Raw genomic sequence first — 16,913 nt, 5'->3', positions numbered from 1 at the left:
GATCGAGAGGAAGAGGGATGAGGGAGAGCCGGGCGGAACGAAGAAGGCGCGAGACCCGCAATCGCGCCCTCCTGCTGGTCGCGACGGATGCCGCCGTGATCGTCGCCTGCTTCCTCGCCGCGTTCTGGTTCCGGCTCCTTTCCGGCTTCTTCGACACGCATATCCCGTTCGAGCCGGTCCACGTCTACGCGCTTCTCGGGGTCTTGGCTCTCTGGATCCTCATCTTCGGCGCCCACGGGCTCTATCGCCGCGAAGTGTATCTTTCCGTGTTCGACCAGATGATGGGGATCTTCAACAGCGTGAACATCGGCGTCCTCATCATCCTCGCCACGGCGTTCGTGACGAAGACGCATTACTTCCTCGAGAGACGCCTCGTGCTCCTGATCGCCTGGGCTCTCTGCATCCTTCTTCTCTCGGTGGTCCGCGTGGGGATCCTCCGCGTGAGGATTCTCCGGAATCAGCAGCGCGATCCGTTCCGATGCCGCGTGGCGGTCGTCGGGGCGGGGGAGACGGGCCTCCACTTCGTCCGCCTCGCCCGCCTCACGATGAACCACGTCTACGAGATCGCCGGCTTCATCGACGACGATCCGCAGAGGAAGGGAACAACGGTCGGAGACGCGCCGATCCTCGGAACGACGGCGGACATCGAGCGGATCGTCGAGGAAAAGGAGATCGAGAGGATCTTCGTGGCGGTCCGCGGTCTAAACGAAGAGCAGATGATCGACCTCATCTCGCGCTGCATGCGCGGGAAGGTCCCCGTGAAGATGGTCTCCGACCAGTTTCAGCTCTTCGCATCCCACGCGACGATCGAGCGGGTCGACGGAATCCCGATGCTCGGCGTGCGCGAGAACCCGATGCGCGGCGTTTCCTATTTCGTGAAGCGCCTCTTCGACGTGGTGACGGCGGCGATCTTGCTCGTTCTTCTTCTTCCGATCTTCGCGATGATCGCGCTCGGCATCAAGATCCTCTCGCCCGGACCGGTCTTCTTCCGGCAGACCCGCGCGGGGCAGAGGGGAGTACCTTTCGAGTTCTACAAGTTCCGCACGATGCGGACCGACACCGACGACCGGATCCACCGGGAATACGCGAACGACTTCATTTCGGGACGGGAGCTGAAGATCGAGGGGGAAGCGTCCGAGAAACCGGTGTACAAGATGACCCGCGATCCGCGCGTCACGAGCATCGGGGTGATGCTCCGCAAGACGAGCCTCGACGAGCTTCCCCAGCTCTACAACGTGCTCAAGGGGGAGATGAGCCTCGTCGGGCCCCGGCCTCCCATCCTCTACGAGCTGCAATACTACAAGGAGTGGCACAAGAGGCGCCTCGACGCGAAGCCGGGCCTTACCGGACTCTGGCAGGTGAGCGGAAGGAGCGAGGTTCCGTTCAACGAGATGGTTCTTCTCGATCTATACTACATCGATCATTGGTCCTTAAAACTCGACTTCGAGATCCTACTTCGAACGATTCCGGTCATCCTCTTCGGAAGAGGCGCATACTAGAGGAAGGGAACGACATGCACAAGATCGCGGTCATCGGTTGCGGCTACTGGGGTCCGAACTTCATCCGCATCTTCACCCAGCTTCCGGACTCCCAGGTGAAGTACTGTGTCGACACGAACGAACAGCGGCTGGCTCACATGAGGCTTCTCTATCCTCACGTCCGAACGACGACGCGCCTCGAGGACGCGCTCGAGGATTCGGAGGTGGATGGGGCGGTCGTAGCGACGCCGGTCGCGAGCCATCATTCGATCGCGAAGCGTTTCCTCGAGGCGGGGAAGGCGACGCTGATCGAGAAACCGCTCAGCCTCTCCGTCGCCGACGCCGAGGACCTGGTCGAAACGGCCGAGAAGAAGCGGAGCGCCCTCATGGTGGGGCACACGTTCCTCTTCACCGCCGCCGTGAACAAGGTGAAGCAGCTCCTGGAGAGCGGAGAGATCGGCGACATCCACTACGTCGCCTCCACCCGCGTCAACCTCGGCATCTTCCAAGAAGACATCAACGTGATCTGGGATCTCGCGCCCCACGACATCTCGATCCTGAACTACGTCTTGAACAACCGGCCGCTCTCCGTGAGCGCGCACGCGCAGTCCTTCATCCGCCGGCCGGTGGAGGACGTCGCGTTTCTCACCCTCCGCTATCCGGGGGATGTCCTCGCGCACATCCACGTGAGCTGGCTCGACCCGTGCAAGATCCGGCGATCGACCTTCGTCGCGAGCAAGAAGATGGTCGTCTACGACGACGTGGAGACGCTCGAGAAGATCCGAATCTACGACAAGGGGGTTTCGGTGCAGCCGCACTACGAGACTTTCGGCGAGTTCCATCTCGCCTACCGGTTCGGCGACATCTTTACCCCGAAGCTGGACGACTCGGAACCCCTGAAGACCGAAGCGAACCATTTCCTCCGCGCGATCACGAACGGAAGGCCCGAGCGCGCGACGGGGGAGGAGGGACTCGCCGTCGTGCGCGGCCTCGAGGCGGCGACCGAATCGGCCCGCAAGGACGGGAAGACCGTGTCGCTCGCGTGATCCGATGAAAGGACGCCGCATCCTCTACGTGGACACGGGGCGATCGTTCGGCGGCGCCGAGCGGATCACACTTCTCTTGGCCTCCGCCTTCGCGGCGCAAGGGGCGGAGGTCCTCTGCTTCGCGTCGGAGAAAGCGGAGACCTTCCGCGAGGAGCTCCGACGGTCCGGCGTCGAGGCGATCCCCTTCCAGGAAACGGATTGCTTGGCGCGCGCACTCCCCTTCATGCGGGCGGCCGAAGAGATCCGCCCGGACATCGTTCATGTCCATAGGACCTGGCCGCTCGGAGACCGATTCGCCTCGCTTGCCGCGAAGCGGGCCGGCGTCCGAAGGGTCGTCGCCACGGAGCACGTGCGGTGGGAATCGTGCGGCCTTCGCGATCGATCGACGAAGCGGATCGTTGCCCGGTTCGACGACCGAATCGTCGCGGTCTCCGAGGCGGTCCGAGAGAGCCTCGTCCGCTACTGGAAGATCGATCCCGGCCGGATCACGATCATCCGAAACGGGATCCCAATCGGGGAGAGAAGAGAAGAGGGCGAAGAGGGCGGCGAGGACCCGTTCCCTCCTTGGGCGCGCGTTCGGATCGGAGCGATCGGGCGCCTCGAGACGCAGAAGGGGTTCGATCTCCTCCTCGATGCCTTCGCGCGGCTCCGACAGGAGCGTCCGGAAGCGGCGCTCCTCATCGTGGGGGAAGGCTCCGTGCGCGGCGAGCTCGAGGAAGCGGCGCGGCGCCTCGCTTTCGGCGAAGCCGTCCGCTTTGCCGGAGCAGTGCCGGACGCGGGGCCGTTCCTTCGCCGGTTCGACCTCTTCGTTCTCCCCTCGCGATGGGAGGGGTTTCCGCTCACGATCCTCGAGGCGATGGCGGCCGGCGTTCCGATCGTCGCCACGGCGGTCGACGGGAGCGTCGAGGCGATCCGCCACGGAACCGACGGGCTTCTCGTCCCCCCCGAGAACGCGGAAGCGCTGGCGGAGGCGATGCGCGAGGCTCTCTCGGATCCCGCCGCATCCAGGCAACGGGCGGAGGCGGCCCGGAAGCGCGCCAAGACCGAGTTCTCGTTCGAGCGGATGCTCGAGGCGTACCGCCGGGTATATGAAGCATGAAGAAGATTCTCGGCCTCTCCTCGATTCCGATCGACGAGAACCTCGGCGCGGGGGCCGAGCGGATCGGGAGCTTGTACCGCCATCTTCCGGACGCGTACGAGCGGACGCTCGTCTCGCTGACCGGCCTCCGGGGCCCCGCCGGCGAGAGACGTCTTCCCGGCGGCGTGCTCGAGATCCGCCTCCGCTCGCCGCTTCAGACCCTTTTCTATTACATCGAAAGAATGCGCGCGGTTCCGTTCTTTCACGTCTCCGCCGCGCACGACCTCTTTCCCGGAGCCGCGGCGCGCAGGCTTCGGGAAGAGTGGGATCTCGTCCAGTTCGATTCCCTCTGGCTGACGCCCTGGATGCGCCGCGTGCCGCGGGGGATCCCCGTCGTCTACGGAAGCCACAACTTCGAGAGCGACTGGTACGAAGGGGAGATTCGGCGCTTCCTCTTCCCGCGCGTCCACGCCGCGAAGCTCGCCGCGCTCGAGCGGAACGCCGTCCTTCGCGCGGATCGGGTGCTCGCGACGACGAAGGAGGATCGCGAGAAGTTCGTCCGCGCGTTCGGTGCGAACCCGGAGAAGATCGCCGTCGTCCCGAACGGCTTCGACGAGGAGCGCTTCCGACCGGCGACCGACGAGGAGAAGCGCGCGATCCGCGCGCGTCTCGGGCTTCCGGCCGCGCGCCGCATCGCCCTCTTCGCCGGCTCGGATGTCTCCCCGAACCGGGACGCCGTCGAGTCGATCCTCCGCGCGATCGCCCCGCATGCGCCGGCCGGCGTTCTCTTTCTCGTCGCGGGGGGGATCGGCCGCGCGTTCGAGCGTTCCGCGAGCGACCGCGTCTTCTTCACCGGCCCGGTCCCGGATATCGTCCCCTACTTCCGCGCCGCGGACATCGGCCTGAACCCGATCCGCTTCGGGTCCGGCTCGAACATCAAGGTCCTGCAGTACCTCGGATCCGGCCTCCCGGTGATCTCGACCGCGTTCGGCATGCGCGGCTTCGACGACCTTCTCGAGCACGTCACGGTCGCGCGGGTCGACCGGTTTTCTTATCATTTGGACCGAGTGGAGCCGGACCCGGAGGCGACCCGCCTGGCCAGGGAACGCCACGGCTGGCGAAACGCATCCGTCAGGCTGGCGGAGGTCTATGCCGATCTTCTAGGGGAAGCTTCCTCATAGAGAAAGGACTCGTGATGCGCGCTTTCGCCTTCCGCTCGTGGCTGCTCGCGGTGCTCGCCGCCGCGTGGACCGCCCTTCTCGCGGCCCTCGCGCTTCTTTCCCTCAACGAGCGTTTCATCGATTCCGCGAGGGCGGGAGGGCTCGTTTTCGTTCTCCTGCCGCTCGCCGCATCGGTTCCCTTGTTCGTGCTCGCGGCGATCGTCGGCCTCCTCTCGCCGCGGGATCCCGGGCAGGGCGGGGCACGCTTTCTCGGCGTCTTCGTCGCCCTCGTCGCCGCGCCGATCGGGGGCTCGCTCCTCTACCTTCAGGCGGCGCGGCTCTTTCTCGAATCGCGCGCGCTCGTGCTCGCCGCCGGGGCGATCGGCTTCGTGCTCCTCCTCGCGGGCGGCTACCAGATCGGGCGCCTGCTCGCGCGCGTTCTTCTCGCCGAAGGAAGGCCGCGACCGGCGCTTCTTCTTCTCCCCGTCGCGGCGCTCCTTCTTCTTCCGCCGGTCGGGTCCTGGCTCTCCCACCGGCCGATCGAGCTCGACGACGAGCCGCGCCTGCTCATCCTCGGCGTGGACGCGGCGACATGGAAGATCATCGATCCGCTCGATGCCGAGGGGAGGCTCCCGACTTTCCGCGCCCTTCAACAGGAAGGCACGCGCTTCGACCTCGAGTCGATCCCGCCGCTTATGTCGCCGATCCTCTGGACCACGATCGGGAGCGGCGTTCCTCTCTGGACGCACGGGGTCGAGAGCTTCTACAGCTCCGCGTCGGACGTCCGCGCGCCGCGGCTGTGGGATATCGCCGAGCAGAAGGGATGGACGATCGGCCTCCTCGGATGGCCGGTCACCTGGCCGCCGCGCCCGGTTCCCGGCTTCCTCATCCCCGATCTCTTCGCCCGCGGTCCGGAAACCTACCCGAAGGAGCTTCAGTTCATCCGCGAGCTCGCCATGCTCGAAAAGGGGGGGAGGAAGCGGAATCTCGGGAAGTACGCGGAGTTCTCCGTCCGCATGGTCCAATATGGCGTGAAGCTCTCCACCTTCCGCTCCGCGTTCGAGGTCATGACCGGGCGGATGGACTTCACCGAGAAGACCGTCGCGCTCCGCCGCCTCAAGATGCTCATCCATAGCGACGTCTTCCTCGAGCTGTACGAGAGGCACACGCCCCGCTTCGCCGCGTTCTACGACAACGCGATCGACGTGACCTGCCACTACTGCTGGAAATACTTCGAGCCCGAAAAGTTCGCGGATGTCACGCCGGAAGAAGCGGCCCGCCACCGCCATCACATCCCGGACATCTACGAGGCGACCGACCGGGTGATGGCGAAGATCCTCCGGTTCGCGCCGGAGAACGTGTCCGTTCTCGTCGTCTCCGACCACGGCCAGCAGGCGATCGAGACCGAGGAGTCGGGAGCGGTCCGCCTCATCCGGACGGAGAACTTCCTCCGGGCGCTCGGGCTCGACGAGACGATCGACGGCGTCAACCTCGCCTCGACCATGCACCTCAAGCCGAAACGAGGCCGAGACCTCCCGCCCGGGCTCGATGCCTTCATCCGCGACGTCCGCGTCGAGCGGACGGGGGAGCCGGTGTTCGGGGTGAACATCGACGAGATAGGGAACTTCATCGTCACCGTTCTGCCGGTCCGAGAGGTCGCCGCGGAGCGGCTCGTCGTTCCGGGACGCGGGTCGTTCCCGGCGAGCGAGGTCGTCGAGGAGACCTACGCGAAGATCTCCGGCGAGCACAGCCTGGAAGCGATCCTCCTCGTCAAGGGTCCCGGCATCCGCCGCGGGGCGCTCGGGGGAGACGCGGACCTGTACGACGTCGCCCCGACCGCCCTTTACATGATGGGGCTTCCGGTCGGAGAGGCGATGGTCGGGAGGGTTCTCGCGCCCGCGTTCGAGGAGGCGCACTTCGCCGCGCATCCTCCCGTCGCCGAGACCTATGTGCTCACCTCTCCGGTCCCCGAAGAGGGAGGGGACGCCGACGACGCGATGCTCCGCGAGCAGCTCCGCGCCCTGGGCTACCTGAACTAGTGGCGAGGGAATGCTAGCGACCGACACCGTCTTCCCGAGGGTGTCGGTCACCGTTTCCCGACCGGGTTCGTCTTCCCCTTGAACCCTCACGCGCGCTCCGGCTATAGTGGAAGCGAGGAGGGGGATCGCCATGAGACAGATCATGCGTCCGGCGGGAGCCTCGCTCGCCGTGTTCCTGATCGCGGGCGTCCTCGGTTGCGCCGGCCTCGAACCGCGCGGCTCGGGCGAGCCGGTCCGAAAGACCGAAGCGGAAGAGATCGACACCTACGTTCGCTCTCCCGAGACGACCGCCGCGGAGAAGAGACGGTCGGTCGCCTTTCCCGCGGAGGAGGCCGAGCCGGTTCTTCACGCCGTACCTGAGGACGAGCCGCTGCCCCTGCCGTCCGCGCCGCCCGAGTCGGCCTCGATCGCCGTCCGGCACGTCTCCGGATATCGCGTGCAGCTCTACGCGACCCGCGAACCGGAAAAGGCAAAGGCGTTCGCAGAGTCCGCGCGAGCGCATTTCCGTGAGAAGATCTACGTCGAGTACCTGGAGCCGTACTACAAGGTCCGGGTCGGGGATTGCCTCACGCGGGAGGAGGCGCGCCTCCTCCTCGATCGGGCGAAGGACGCCGGCTTCGACGAAGCCTGGGTCACCGCCACGCTCGTGATGCGGACCGCCGGGGACGAGCGTTGAGCGATCCACAGAGCCCGGGGAGCCCTCCGCGCCTCTCGGTGGTCGTGCCGGCCTTCAACGAAGAGAAGGTCCTCCCCGCGTCTCTTGAACGAATTCACGCGTACCTCTCCGGGCGGGGCGCGCCCTTCGAGATCCTCGCGATCGACGACGGGAGCGGCGACGAAACGAGCCGCCTCGCGCGCGCCTTCGCCGAGCGCCGCCCGGAATGCCGCCCCCTTCGGAACGAGACGAACCGCGGGAAGGGATACACGGTCCGCCGCGGGATCGAGGAAGCGAGGGGCGCGTTCGTTCTCTTCTCGGACGCCGACCTCTCCACGCCGATCGAGGAAGCGGAGAAGCTGCTCGCCGCTCTGGAGGCCGGGTGCGACCTCGCGATCGGCTCGCGCGACCTCCCGGGGTCGGATGTCCGCGTCCGCCAGCCGTGGTATCGGGAGACGATGGGACGGGTCTACAATCGAATCGTCCGCCTTCTCTCCCTCTCCGGGTTCTCGGACACCCAATGCGGCTTCAAGGCGTTTCGGCGAAGCGCGCTCCTTCCGCTTCTGCCGCTCCTCCGCATTGATCGATACAGCTTCGACGTGGAGATCCTCTTCGTCGCCCGAAAACACGGGCTCGCCGTCCGCGAGATCCCGGTCGTCTGGATCAACCGGGAGGACACGCGCGTCGATCCGCTTCGGGATGCGTCCCGAATGCTGGTTGACCTGCTCCGGATCCGGTACTATGATTGGGCCGGTCGTTACCGGAAGAGGGGCGAGCGGTTCTATCCGGACGCGTGACGGAGGGCCGCCGCCCGAACGTTCGTTGTTATGGAGAGCGGGAATAGCTCAGTGGTAGAGCGCCACCTTGCCAAGGTGGATGTCGCGGGTTCAAGTCCCGTTTCCCGCTCCATCGTCGTCCATGAAGCCCTGCGAGCCTGCGCGAGGCGGCATAGCCAAGTGGCTAAGGCAGAGGACTGCAAATCCTTGATCCCCGGTTCGAATCCGGGTGCCGCCTTTCTCTCCGCTCCGTTTCCGCCCGCAAGCGCCGAGGTGGCGAAACGGGTAGACGCCGCGGACTTAAAATCCGCTGAAGTTCTCAACTTCGTGCCGGTTCGAGTCCGGCCCTCGGCACGACGCCGCCCAGGAGAGGCCCTTGGCCCGCGTCCTCTTCGCTGACGAAGCCCGGAGCGGCCCCTTTCGCGGTCTTTTTCCGGTCCGCCCTCTCGAGCGCCTTCTCTTCGGGGGCTTCACGTTCGAGGAGCGTTGGCGTCTCGTTCTCTTCGATGCGGGGTTCGACACGAGCGAGTCGGAATGCGTTCTCTTCGTGAACCGGCTCTCGATCCCGGAGCCGTCGCTCGCGGAGACGATCCGAACGAACGGCGATCGGCCGCGCGCGTGGACGCACGGAGGGAGGATCCTCGCGGTCCTCGCGGATTCCAAACGCGCCGCGGGCGGCGGGGACGATCCGCTCCTCGATGACCTTCGCGGGGATCTTCCGGCATCCGAGGGATCGGGAGCGATCGTGGAGAACCCGTGGGACCTCGTGGCAGGGAACGCGCGCCGTATCGGAGAGGACGGGTCCCTTCTCGACGCGTGCCGCCGGCGCCCCGATCTTGATTGCTTCACGTACGCGCCCGCATCCGGCGGCGACCTTCCCGACGCGCGCGTCCTCGGACAAGCGGGCGTCTTCCTCGGGAAGGACGCGGCGATCGAACCGTTCGTCCTCCTCGACGCGAAGGGCGGCCCGGTCCGCATCGGGGAGCGGGCCGCCATCGAGGCGCACGCCGTGCTCCGGGGACCTCTCTGGATCCGCCCGGACGCACGGATCAAGTCCGGCTCCCGCATCGGGCCCGGGACGACGATCGGCGAGGGGAGCCGGGCGGCGGGCGAGGTGGAGGAGACCGTCTTCGGCGCCTTCTCGAACAAGCAGCACGAGGGCTTTCTCGGGCATGCGTACGTCGGGGAGTGGGTCAACCTCGGCGCCGGCACGAACAATTCGGACCTAAAGAACAACTACGGGACGATCCGCGTCGACTGGGGAGAAGGCTCGGTCGACACCGGGCTTCGGAAGCTCGGCTGCTTCATCGGGGACCACGTGAAGAGCGCGATCGGAACGCGGATCGGAACGGGGGCCGTCGTCGGCGCGGCGAGCAACCTCTTCGGAGAGAGGGGGCTCGTCGGGGGCTACGTCCCGCCGTTCACCTGGGGGGAAGGAAACGCCCTCTACGATTTCGATCGCGCGGTCGAAACGATGAAGCGAGCGAGGGAACGGAGGAGGGGGGAGCTCGAGCGGGCGGGGCGCCCGGCGGCGAGGGAGGGGGGAGAGCTTTCCCGGCTTCGGGCCCTCTGGGAAGGAAGAAAGGGGAGGTGGTCTTGACCCGGAAGCGCGGAAGGGGTACAATTCACCTTGGAGTTCGGCTCCGACCCGCGATTGAGCCCCCCACACGGCCGCGCCTCGGCCGGCCAAAGGCTCCCGAAAGGAAATTCGTCGGCAGCATGAAAAGAAGTGGGCTTCTCGCAGGGCTCCTCCTCATCGGTCTCGCGCCGGAATCATTCGGGTTCGCGAAGTACGGCGGCGAGTTCCTCGCGACCGGAATCGGGGCGCGCGCTCTCGGCATGGGGGGCGCGTTCGTCAGCGTCGCGGACGACGCGACCGCCGGCTACTGGAATCCGGCCGGCATGATTTTCGTCGAGCGGCGCGAGATCGTCTTCATGCACTCGGAACGGTTCGGGGATCTCGTGAACTACGACGCAGGGAGCTTCGTGCAGCAGCTCGGAACGGCGAACGAGAACCGCGCCGCGTTCGGCTTCTCGTTCGTGCGGACCGGGATCGACGACATCGGCTACACGGAGCTCGACTCGACGACGCTCCGGCCGTACGTCTCCCGCTGGGTGAGCGACGCGGAGTGGGGTTTCTTCTTCTCGTACGGCCGCCTCTGGAAGAGTTGGGCGGCGGTCGGGGGGAGCGCGAAGATCCTCCGCAAGAGCATCGGCGACGATTCCGCCCTCGGAATCGGCTTCGACGTCGGGACCCTGCTCCGCCCGTGGAGGCGTCTCTCTGTCGGGATCAACGTGCAGGACGCGACCACGACGTTTCTTGCATGGAAGAAAGAGACGGAAACCATCCTGCCGACGGTGAAGCTCGGCGTTTCGTATCCGTTTCATCTCCCCTCGATCGGGGGAAGGCTCACTCTTGCGGCGGACATCGACGCGCGCTTCGAGGGGAGGAAGTACGCGACCGCCTACTGGATGGGCGAGGCGAGCGCCGACCTCCGGCTCGGGCTCGAGTACTTCTTCCGCGAACGCCTCGCGCTTCGGCTCGGACAGGAACGCTCGGGGGAGAACGCCTTCGCCGCGGGCGCGGGCTTCCGGATTCCGTTCGGAGGGAACGCGCTCTCTCTCGACTACGCGTTTCTCACGAACGCGGACCTCGACGACACGCACCGCGTCTCCGGCTCGTTCGCCTTCTAAATTCGGTACCTGATACCCTATTTCCTAGCCCGAAAGGGCGACTGGCGAGCATCGAGCGGACAGCCGCCGACACGACCGAGCCGGGGCTCCCCGTCGCGAAGAGCGACGGGGTGGCGAGGAAGCTCCTTCGCGCATGCGGCGCGAAGGAGAGACCCGCCGTTCACCAACGCAACCACGGCGGGTGGCGGCGACAGGAAAACGCGGATCCGATCCAGCGAAGACGGGAAGCTCCGGCGCCGAGGGTGAGGCTCGCTTGCTCAAACATGCCGCGCGCGGCGCGCGGCAACTCGCCGCTCTGCCCCGCCCCCCGTCTCCGGAGCAAGACAGACCTCGTCGTCTGGGACCCGCGCGTCCGACGACACGGGAGACAGAAGCGGCGCGGCGCAAGACCCGCGCCCGAAGGGCATTGACAGACCCCGCCGAGCCCCCTAGAATCCCGACACGGAAGCGGATCCACCGAGGAAAGGCGGGAACAAACCGTGGGCCGAATCCTGACGTCCTTCCTGCTCCTTCTGATTCTCTTGCTCGTGCTCGGCATCGCCGTCCTGAACCCGGAACCGCGGGTCAAGCTCAATCTGTACTTCGGAACGTTCTACGACGTCCCGCTCGTGCTCGCGCTCTTCCTGGCGTTCCTCCTCGGGTCCCTGCTCACGTTCCTGTACCTTCTCGTGCACACGATCCGGCTGCAGTTTCGGATCCGGGAGCTCCGAATGCGGAACAAGCAATACGAGAAGGAGCTGATCGCCCTCCGGAACATTCCGGTCGTCGATGAAGACGAAGGCAACCCGCTCTCCGAAAGGCCATAGAACGGAACCCGCATGCTGGGCAACTACGGCAGACCCGAATCCCCGGCCGTCCTTCTGCTCGGCCTCCTCTTTCTTCTTGCGGTCGCCGGGCTGATCGTCTGGATTCTCCGACGGAGAAGACCCGCGCCGCGCCCTCGCTACGTGGAAGCGCTGAACGCGCTTCTCGAAGGGGACGAGGAGAACGCGCTCCGGGAGCTTCGACAGACCGTCCAGGTCGATCCGACGAATACCGACGCGTACCTTCGGCTCGGCAGTCTGCTCCGGAAGCGGGGGGCGCTCGACCGCGCGCTCCGCATCCATCGCGATCTCGACGTCGGGACGATCCTTCGCCGCAAGCTGAGCGCCGAGGAGAAGGCGCGCGTCCGCGAGGCGATCGCGGACGATCTTCTCGCGCTGCGCCGGACCGAAGAGGCGCTCCAGGTCCTCTCCGGCCTTCTGGCGCACGACAAGGAGAACGCGAGGATCCGCTCGAAGATGGTCGCCCTCCACGAGCGGCGCTCGGAATGGGACGAGGCCTACGAGCTTTTCCGGGAAGGGATGAAGATCCGGAAGGAGAAGGCGCCGGAGAAGCTGGCCCGCTACCGCGCGATCTGCGGGAGCTCGGTCCTCCAAGCGGGGGATGCGGAACGCGCGAAGCTGATTTTTCTTGAAGCGTTGAAGCTTCATCCGGAATGCGCCGAGGCTCTCTACCGGCTCGGCGCGATCGCGTACGACGCGGGCGAGATGGAGGAGGCGATCGGGTATTGGGAGCGTTTCCACCAGGCGGCGCCGGAACTGGCCTACGTCACGTTCGATCGCCTCGAGCAGGCTCTCTTCGAAACCGGAAACCTGAACCGCTTGGAGGAGGTCTTCCAAGCGATTCTCGGCCGAGCGCCGGAGAACCCGCCGACGCTTCTCGCCCTTTCGGACTTCTACTCCCGGCGAGGGGAGGACAACAAGGCGATCGACTCCGCGCGGCGCGCGGTGGAGAGCGATCCGTCATCCTCTGCGGCGCGAAGCCGGCTTCTCTATCTCTTGTGCACGAACCGGACCCCCGAACGGGCGGTCCGCGAGGCGGCCGACTTCCTGAAAGAGAACCCGATCCCCACGCCCCCCCTCGCGTGCCCCCGCTGCGGCTTTCCCGGCGAGGAACCGTTCTGGAGGTGCCCCCAATGCCTGACGTGGAACGCCGCCGCTCCCGGTCCGGCGACCTCCTCCTCGCGATCCTGATCCCGCTCGCGATCGGAAGCGCGCCGGCCGTGGGTGGCATCTTCTCGGCCGCCGACGAGCTTCTCGCCGCGGGAGAGGCCGAGGAGGCGCGCGCCGAGCTCCGGCGCATCGCCGATGAACACGAGGGGAGCGCGCTTGGAAACGAGGCGCTCTTCCGCTGGAACGAGCTCGAGCCGGACGGCCCGGTCTACCTCGAGCGCCTCGCCCGCCTGGCCGATCGCTGGGACGACCCGCGCGCTTGGTTCGCGCTCGGGCGCTATCGCTTCGCGGTCGGCGCGTACCGGGCGGCCGCCGACGATTTCGGGAAGGCGGCGAGGCTGCTCGCGGGGGAGGAGAAGATGGACGCATCCTGCTGGCGCGGGCTCGCGCTCGTCGCGGCGGGAGAAGTCGATTCGGGAATCCAGCTTCTCCTCGGGACAGCCGAGAACGGAAGAGACGCACCCCCCGCGATCCGCGCCCGATACCTCGCTGCCGAGGCGCTCTCTCGGAAGGGTTCCCTCGATCGGGCGGCATCGGTGTTGAAACCTCTTCTCGCCGGGAGGCACGATTTCAGCGCCCCGGCGCTCCTCCTCAAGGCTCGTCTCGAGGGGGCGGACACGCGCGAGGATCGGGCCGCCGCCGGCTCCGGGGAGACGCCGCGGCGCGCCCCGGAGGAAGTTGCCGCGGAAGCAGCGGCTCCTCCGGCCCCGCCCCCTCGGGACACGATCCTCGCCGTCTATTATGTTCAGATCGCTTCCTTCGAGGATGAAAGCAATGCCCGGCGTTTCGTCGCCGGCGAGAGGGCCCGGGGGGTCGGCGCGATCGACGTCTATCCGAGCGGCGGAGAAGGACGCGTTCTCTATCGGGTCCGCGTCGGCCCCTTTGCCACGCCCGAGGAGGCGCAGACGGCGAGAGAACACCTCTCTCGGCAAGGGCTCGGGGGGGACATCGTCCGCGCGCTTCCGGAAGACGAGTGATGGACGCCCGGACGCCGATGATGCGCCAGTACTGGGCGGTGAAGGAGCAGCATCCGGACGCCATCCTCTTCTTCCGCATGGGCGACTTCTTCGAGATGTTCCACGAGGACGCGGAGGTCGCCTCGCAGCTCCTCGGGCTCACGCTCACCACGCGATCAAAGGGAGAGGAGACGCCGATCCCTCTCGCCGGGGTCCCCTGGCACAAGGCGGATCACTACATCGACCGCCTCCTTCGCCTCGGCTGCAAGGTCGCCGTCTGCGATCAGACCGAGGATCCCAAGAAGGCGAAGGGCCTCGTGCGGCGCGAGGTGACCGAGGTCATCACGCCGGGGACCGCCCTCGTCGGAAGCCTCCTCGAGGGGAAGCGCCCGAACTACCTCGTCGCGCTCGCGCCGGGCGCCGGGCGAGAGAAGAGGGCGTGGGGGATCGCGGCGATCGACCTCGCGGCCGGCGATTTCCGAATCGGCGAGATCGCGGACGAGGAGATCGCGGAGGAGGTCGCCCGCTTCGAGCCTTCCGAGCTCCTCCTTCCGGAGGGGAAGCGCGGTTCGTTCTCTCTCACCGCCGCGGGAAGCCGCGAGCCCTCCCTCACGCACGTCGAGGATTGGAAGTTCGACGCCGAGAGCGGGGAGCGCGCCCTCAAGAATCATCTCGGGGTCGAGACGCTCGATGGCTTCGGGTGCGCGGACCTCGCGGGCGGGCTCGCCGCCGCGGCCGCTCTCCTCGATTATCTCCGCGCGCTCGGACGGACCGACCTTCGCCACATCGACCGAGTCCTCCCGATCCGGACGCGGGATCACCTCATCCTCGACGAGACCACGCGGCGAAATCTCGAGATCTTCCGCCCGATCCGCGAGGGGGCGGAGAGCGGGACGCTGATCGGCGTTCTCGACGCCACCGTCACCGCGATGGGGGGGAGGCTTCTTCGCGATTGGCTCCTCCGCCCGCTCGTCGATCCGGCGAGGATCGAGGAGCGCCTGGAAGCGGTGGCGGAGGCGGTCCGCCGCTCCTCGTGGCGGGAGGAGGTTCGCGATCTCCTCCGCCGCTTCGGCGATCTCGAGCGGCTGGCGGGGAAGATCGTTCTCGGCCGCGGCACCCCGCGCGACGTCGTCGCGCTCAAAGGCTCGCTCCGCCTCGTGCCGCACCTTCGGGAGCGCCTCGCGGGCGCCGAGAGCCGGCGTTTCGCGGCCCTCGCGGAGCGGGCGGAGAGCCTCGATGCGCTCGCCGATCTCATCGAGCGCGCGATCGTCGATGAGCCCCCTCTCTCGATGAAGGAGGGGGGGGTGATCCGCGAGGGTTTCGACGCGGAGCTCGACGATCTCCGGAGCATCGGCACGGACGGACGGGGATGGATTGCCGGCTTCCAGGAGCGCGAGCGGAAGAAGACCGGCATCCCGAACCTCAAGGTCGGCTACAACAAAGTTTTTGGATATTATATTGAAGTCTCCAAGAGCCGCTCGCAAGAGGTGCCCCCCTCGTACACGCGGAAACAGACGCTCGTCGGCGCCGAGCGGTACATCACGCCCGAGCTCAAGGAGCAGGAGGAGCGGATCCTCGGCGCCGAGGAGCGGATCCGCGCGCTCGAGGAGGAGCGGTTCGTCGAGGTGCGGGCCGCCGCCGCCGCGGAGGGGCCCCGGATCCGCAGGATCGGAGAAGCCGCCGCCGCGATCGACGTCCTTCTCGCCCTCGCCGACTGCGCGGTCCGTAGGAAGTACGCGCGCCCGAGGGTCGACGGCGAGAACCGAATCCGGATTCGCGCGGGAAGGCACCCGGTCGTCGAGGCGATCCTCGGCCCCGGACGGTTCGTGCCGAACGACACCGACCTCGACGCGGCGGAGAGCCAGATCCACATCCTCACCGGCCCCAACATGGCGGGGAAGTCGACGTATCTTCGCCAGGTCGCGCTCATCCAGATCCTCGCGCAGGCCGGCTCCTTCGTGCCGGCGGAGAGCGCGGAGCTCGGCGCGGCGGACCGGATCTTCACCCGGGTCGGCGCGGCGGACGATCTCGCGCGCGGACAGAGCACCTTCCTCGTCGAGATGACCGAGACGGCGAACATCCTCCACAACGCCACGCCGCGCTCCCTCGTCCTTCTCGACGAGATCGGGCGCGGGACCTCGACGTTCGACGGGGTCTCGATCGCGTGGGCGGTGGTCGAGTACCTGCACCGGCACGAGGAGGTCGGCGCGAAGACGCTCTTCGCGACGCACTACCACGAGCTCGCCGTCCTCGCGGACGAACTCGCGCGCGTGCGGAACTTCTCCGTCCTCGTCAAGGAGTACGGCGACCGCGTCGTCTTCCTCCGGCAGGTCGTCCCGGGGAGCGTCGACCGGAGTTACGGCATCCAGGTCGCGCGCCTCGCCGGGCTTCCCGAGGAGGTCGTGCGGCGAGCGAAGGAGGTTCTCGCGCACCTCGAGCGCGAGCACGTGACGAAGCCGATCGATGTGCTCGGCAAGGGGGTCCCCCGCCAGATCCCGCTCTTCCGGAGCGAGGAGGAGCGGATCGCGGACGAGATCCGGGAGATCGACCCCGACCGCCTTCCGCCGCTCGAAGGGCTTCGGCTCCTGCACGAATGGAAGTCCCGGCTCGGCCCCGCGAACGGAGGGGCGTAGCGATGGCGAAGATCCGCGTGCTCCCGGAGTCGGCGGCGAACCGGATCGCCGCGGGGGAGGTGGTCGAGCGCCCCGCCTCGGTCGCGAAGGAGCTCGTCGAGAACGCGCTCGATGCGGACGCGCGGGCGATCGAGGTCCGCGTGGAGGAGGGGGGCGGCGCTCTCATCGAGGTCGCCGACGACGGCGCCGGAATGGACGCCGAGGACGCGCGCCTCGCCTTCGCGCGCCACGCGACGAGCAAGATCCGGGACGCCGACGACATCCTCCGTGTCGCCACGTTCGGTTTTCGGGGCGAGGCGCTCCCGAGCATCGCCTCGGTGGCGGAGGTCGAGCTTCTCACCGCTCCCGAAGGGGGGGAGGGGACTCGCCTCGTTCTTCGCGCCGGACGTTTGATCCGCGAAGAG

General features: G+C 67.3%; 14 protein-coding genes and 3 tRNA genes. All 17 read left to right on the top strand.

What is annotated here, in order from left to right; translation table 11 throughout:
- The first annotated feature begins 17 nt into the window (after positions 1-17).
- Positions 18-1,499 carry a sugar transferase gene (locus tag FJY73_01985; GenBank protein ID MBM3319427.1) on the top strand — a complete coding sequence of 494 codons (1,482 nt, stop codon included), beginning with the start codon at positions 18-20 and terminating at the stop codon, positions 1,497-1,499.
- A gap of 14 nt (positions 1,500-1,513) precedes the next feature.
- On the top strand, positions 1,514-2,524 hold the full coding sequence (locus tag FJY73_01980) for a Gfo/Idh/MocA family oxidoreductase (protein ID MBM3319426.1): 1,011 nt from the start codon (positions 1,514-1,516) through the stop codon (positions 2,522-2,524).
- Positions 2,525-2,528: 4 nt separating this feature from the next.
- Positions 2,529-3,623, top strand: coding sequence for a glycosyltransferase (locus FJY73_01975; protein MBM3319425.1), 1,095 nt, complete (start codon positions 2,529-2,531; stop codon positions 3,621-3,623).
- Positions 3,620-4,783, top strand: a complete 1,164-nt coding sequence (locus FJY73_01970) for a glycosyltransferase family 4 protein (protein ID MBM3319424.1) — start codon at positions 3,620-3,622, stop codon at positions 4,781-4,783. Before FJY73_01975 ends, FJY73_01970 begins: the two co-directional genes overlap by 4 nt.
- Before the next feature lie 14 nt (positions 4,784-4,797).
- Entirely contained in the window at positions 4,798-6,801 is a 2,004-nt protein-coding gene (locus tag FJY73_01965) for an alkaline phosphatase family protein (GenBank protein MBM3319423.1), read from the top strand.
- A 130-nt stretch (positions 6,802-6,931) separates the two neighbouring features.
- On the top strand, positions 6,932-7,477 hold the full coding sequence (locus FJY73_01960; protein MBM3319422.1) for an SPOR domain-containing protein: 546 nt from the start codon (positions 6,932-6,934) through the stop codon (positions 7,475-7,477).
- Positions 7,474-8,253, top strand: coding sequence for a glycosyltransferase family 2 protein (locus FJY73_01955; GenBank protein MBM3319421.1), 780 nt, complete (start codon positions 7,474-7,476; stop codon positions 8,251-8,253). The genes FJY73_01960 and FJY73_01955 overlap by 4 nt, the downstream gene beginning before the upstream one ends.
- Positions 8,254-8,290: 37 nt before the next feature.
- Positions 8,291-8,365 (top strand) — tRNA-Gly (locus FJY73_01950).
- Positions 8,366-8,398: 33 nt separating this feature from the next.
- Positions 8,399-8,470, top strand: a tRNA-Cys gene (locus FJY73_01945).
- 29 nt (positions 8,471-8,499) lie between these two features.
- Positions 8,500-8,586: transfer RNA gene (locus FJY73_01940), tRNA-Leu, on the top strand.
- Positions 8,587-8,608: 22 nt separating this feature from the next.
- Positions 8,609-9,832: a hypothetical protein gene (locus FJY73_01935; protein ID MBM3319420.1), complete on the top strand. Its 1,224-nt coding sequence runs from the start codon at positions 8,609-8,611 to the stop codon at positions 9,830-9,832.
- A gap of 119 nt (positions 9,833-9,951) precedes the next feature.
- A complete protein-coding gene (locus FJY73_01930; protein MBM3319419.1) occupies positions 9,952-10,926 on the top strand; it encodes a PorV/PorQ family protein in 975 nt (324 codons plus the stop codon).
- Positions 10,927-11,405: 479 nt separating this feature from the next.
- The gene (locus FJY73_01925) at positions 11,406-11,732 is read left to right on the top strand and encodes a LapA family protein (GenBank protein MBM3319418.1); all 327 of its coding nucleotides are present in this window, start codon (positions 11,406-11,408) and stop codon (positions 11,730-11,732) included.
- Between the two features lie 12 nt (positions 11,733-11,744).
- Positions 11,745-12,941, top strand: coding sequence for a tetratricopeptide repeat protein (locus tag FJY73_01920; protein MBM3319417.1), 1,197 nt, complete (start codon positions 11,745-11,747; stop codon positions 12,939-12,941).
- Entirely contained in the window at positions 12,884-13,897 is a 1,014-nt protein-coding gene (locus FJY73_01915; GenBank protein ID MBM3319416.1) for an SPOR domain-containing protein, read from the top strand. Before FJY73_01920 ends, FJY73_01915 begins: the two co-directional genes overlap by 58 nt.
- Entirely contained in the window at positions 13,897-16,509 is a 2,613-nt protein-coding gene (gene mutS, locus FJY73_01910) for a DNA mismatch repair protein MutS (protein MBM3319415.1), read from the top strand. Before FJY73_01915 ends, mutS begins: the two co-directional genes overlap by 1 nt.
- 2 nt (positions 16,510-16,511) lie before the next feature.
- Positions 16,512-16,913 (top strand): ATP-binding protein (locus FJY73_01905; GenBank protein ID MBM3319414.1); only part of this gene is annotated, 402 nt, incomplete at its 3' end.

The organism is Candidatus Eisenbacteria bacterium (assembly GCA_016867715.1).
Classification (GTDB): domain Bacteria; phylum Orphanbacterota; class Orphanbacteria; order Orphanbacterales; family Orphanbacteraceae; genus VGIW01.
This window is presented reverse-complemented; position numbering and strand designations above follow the sequence as displayed.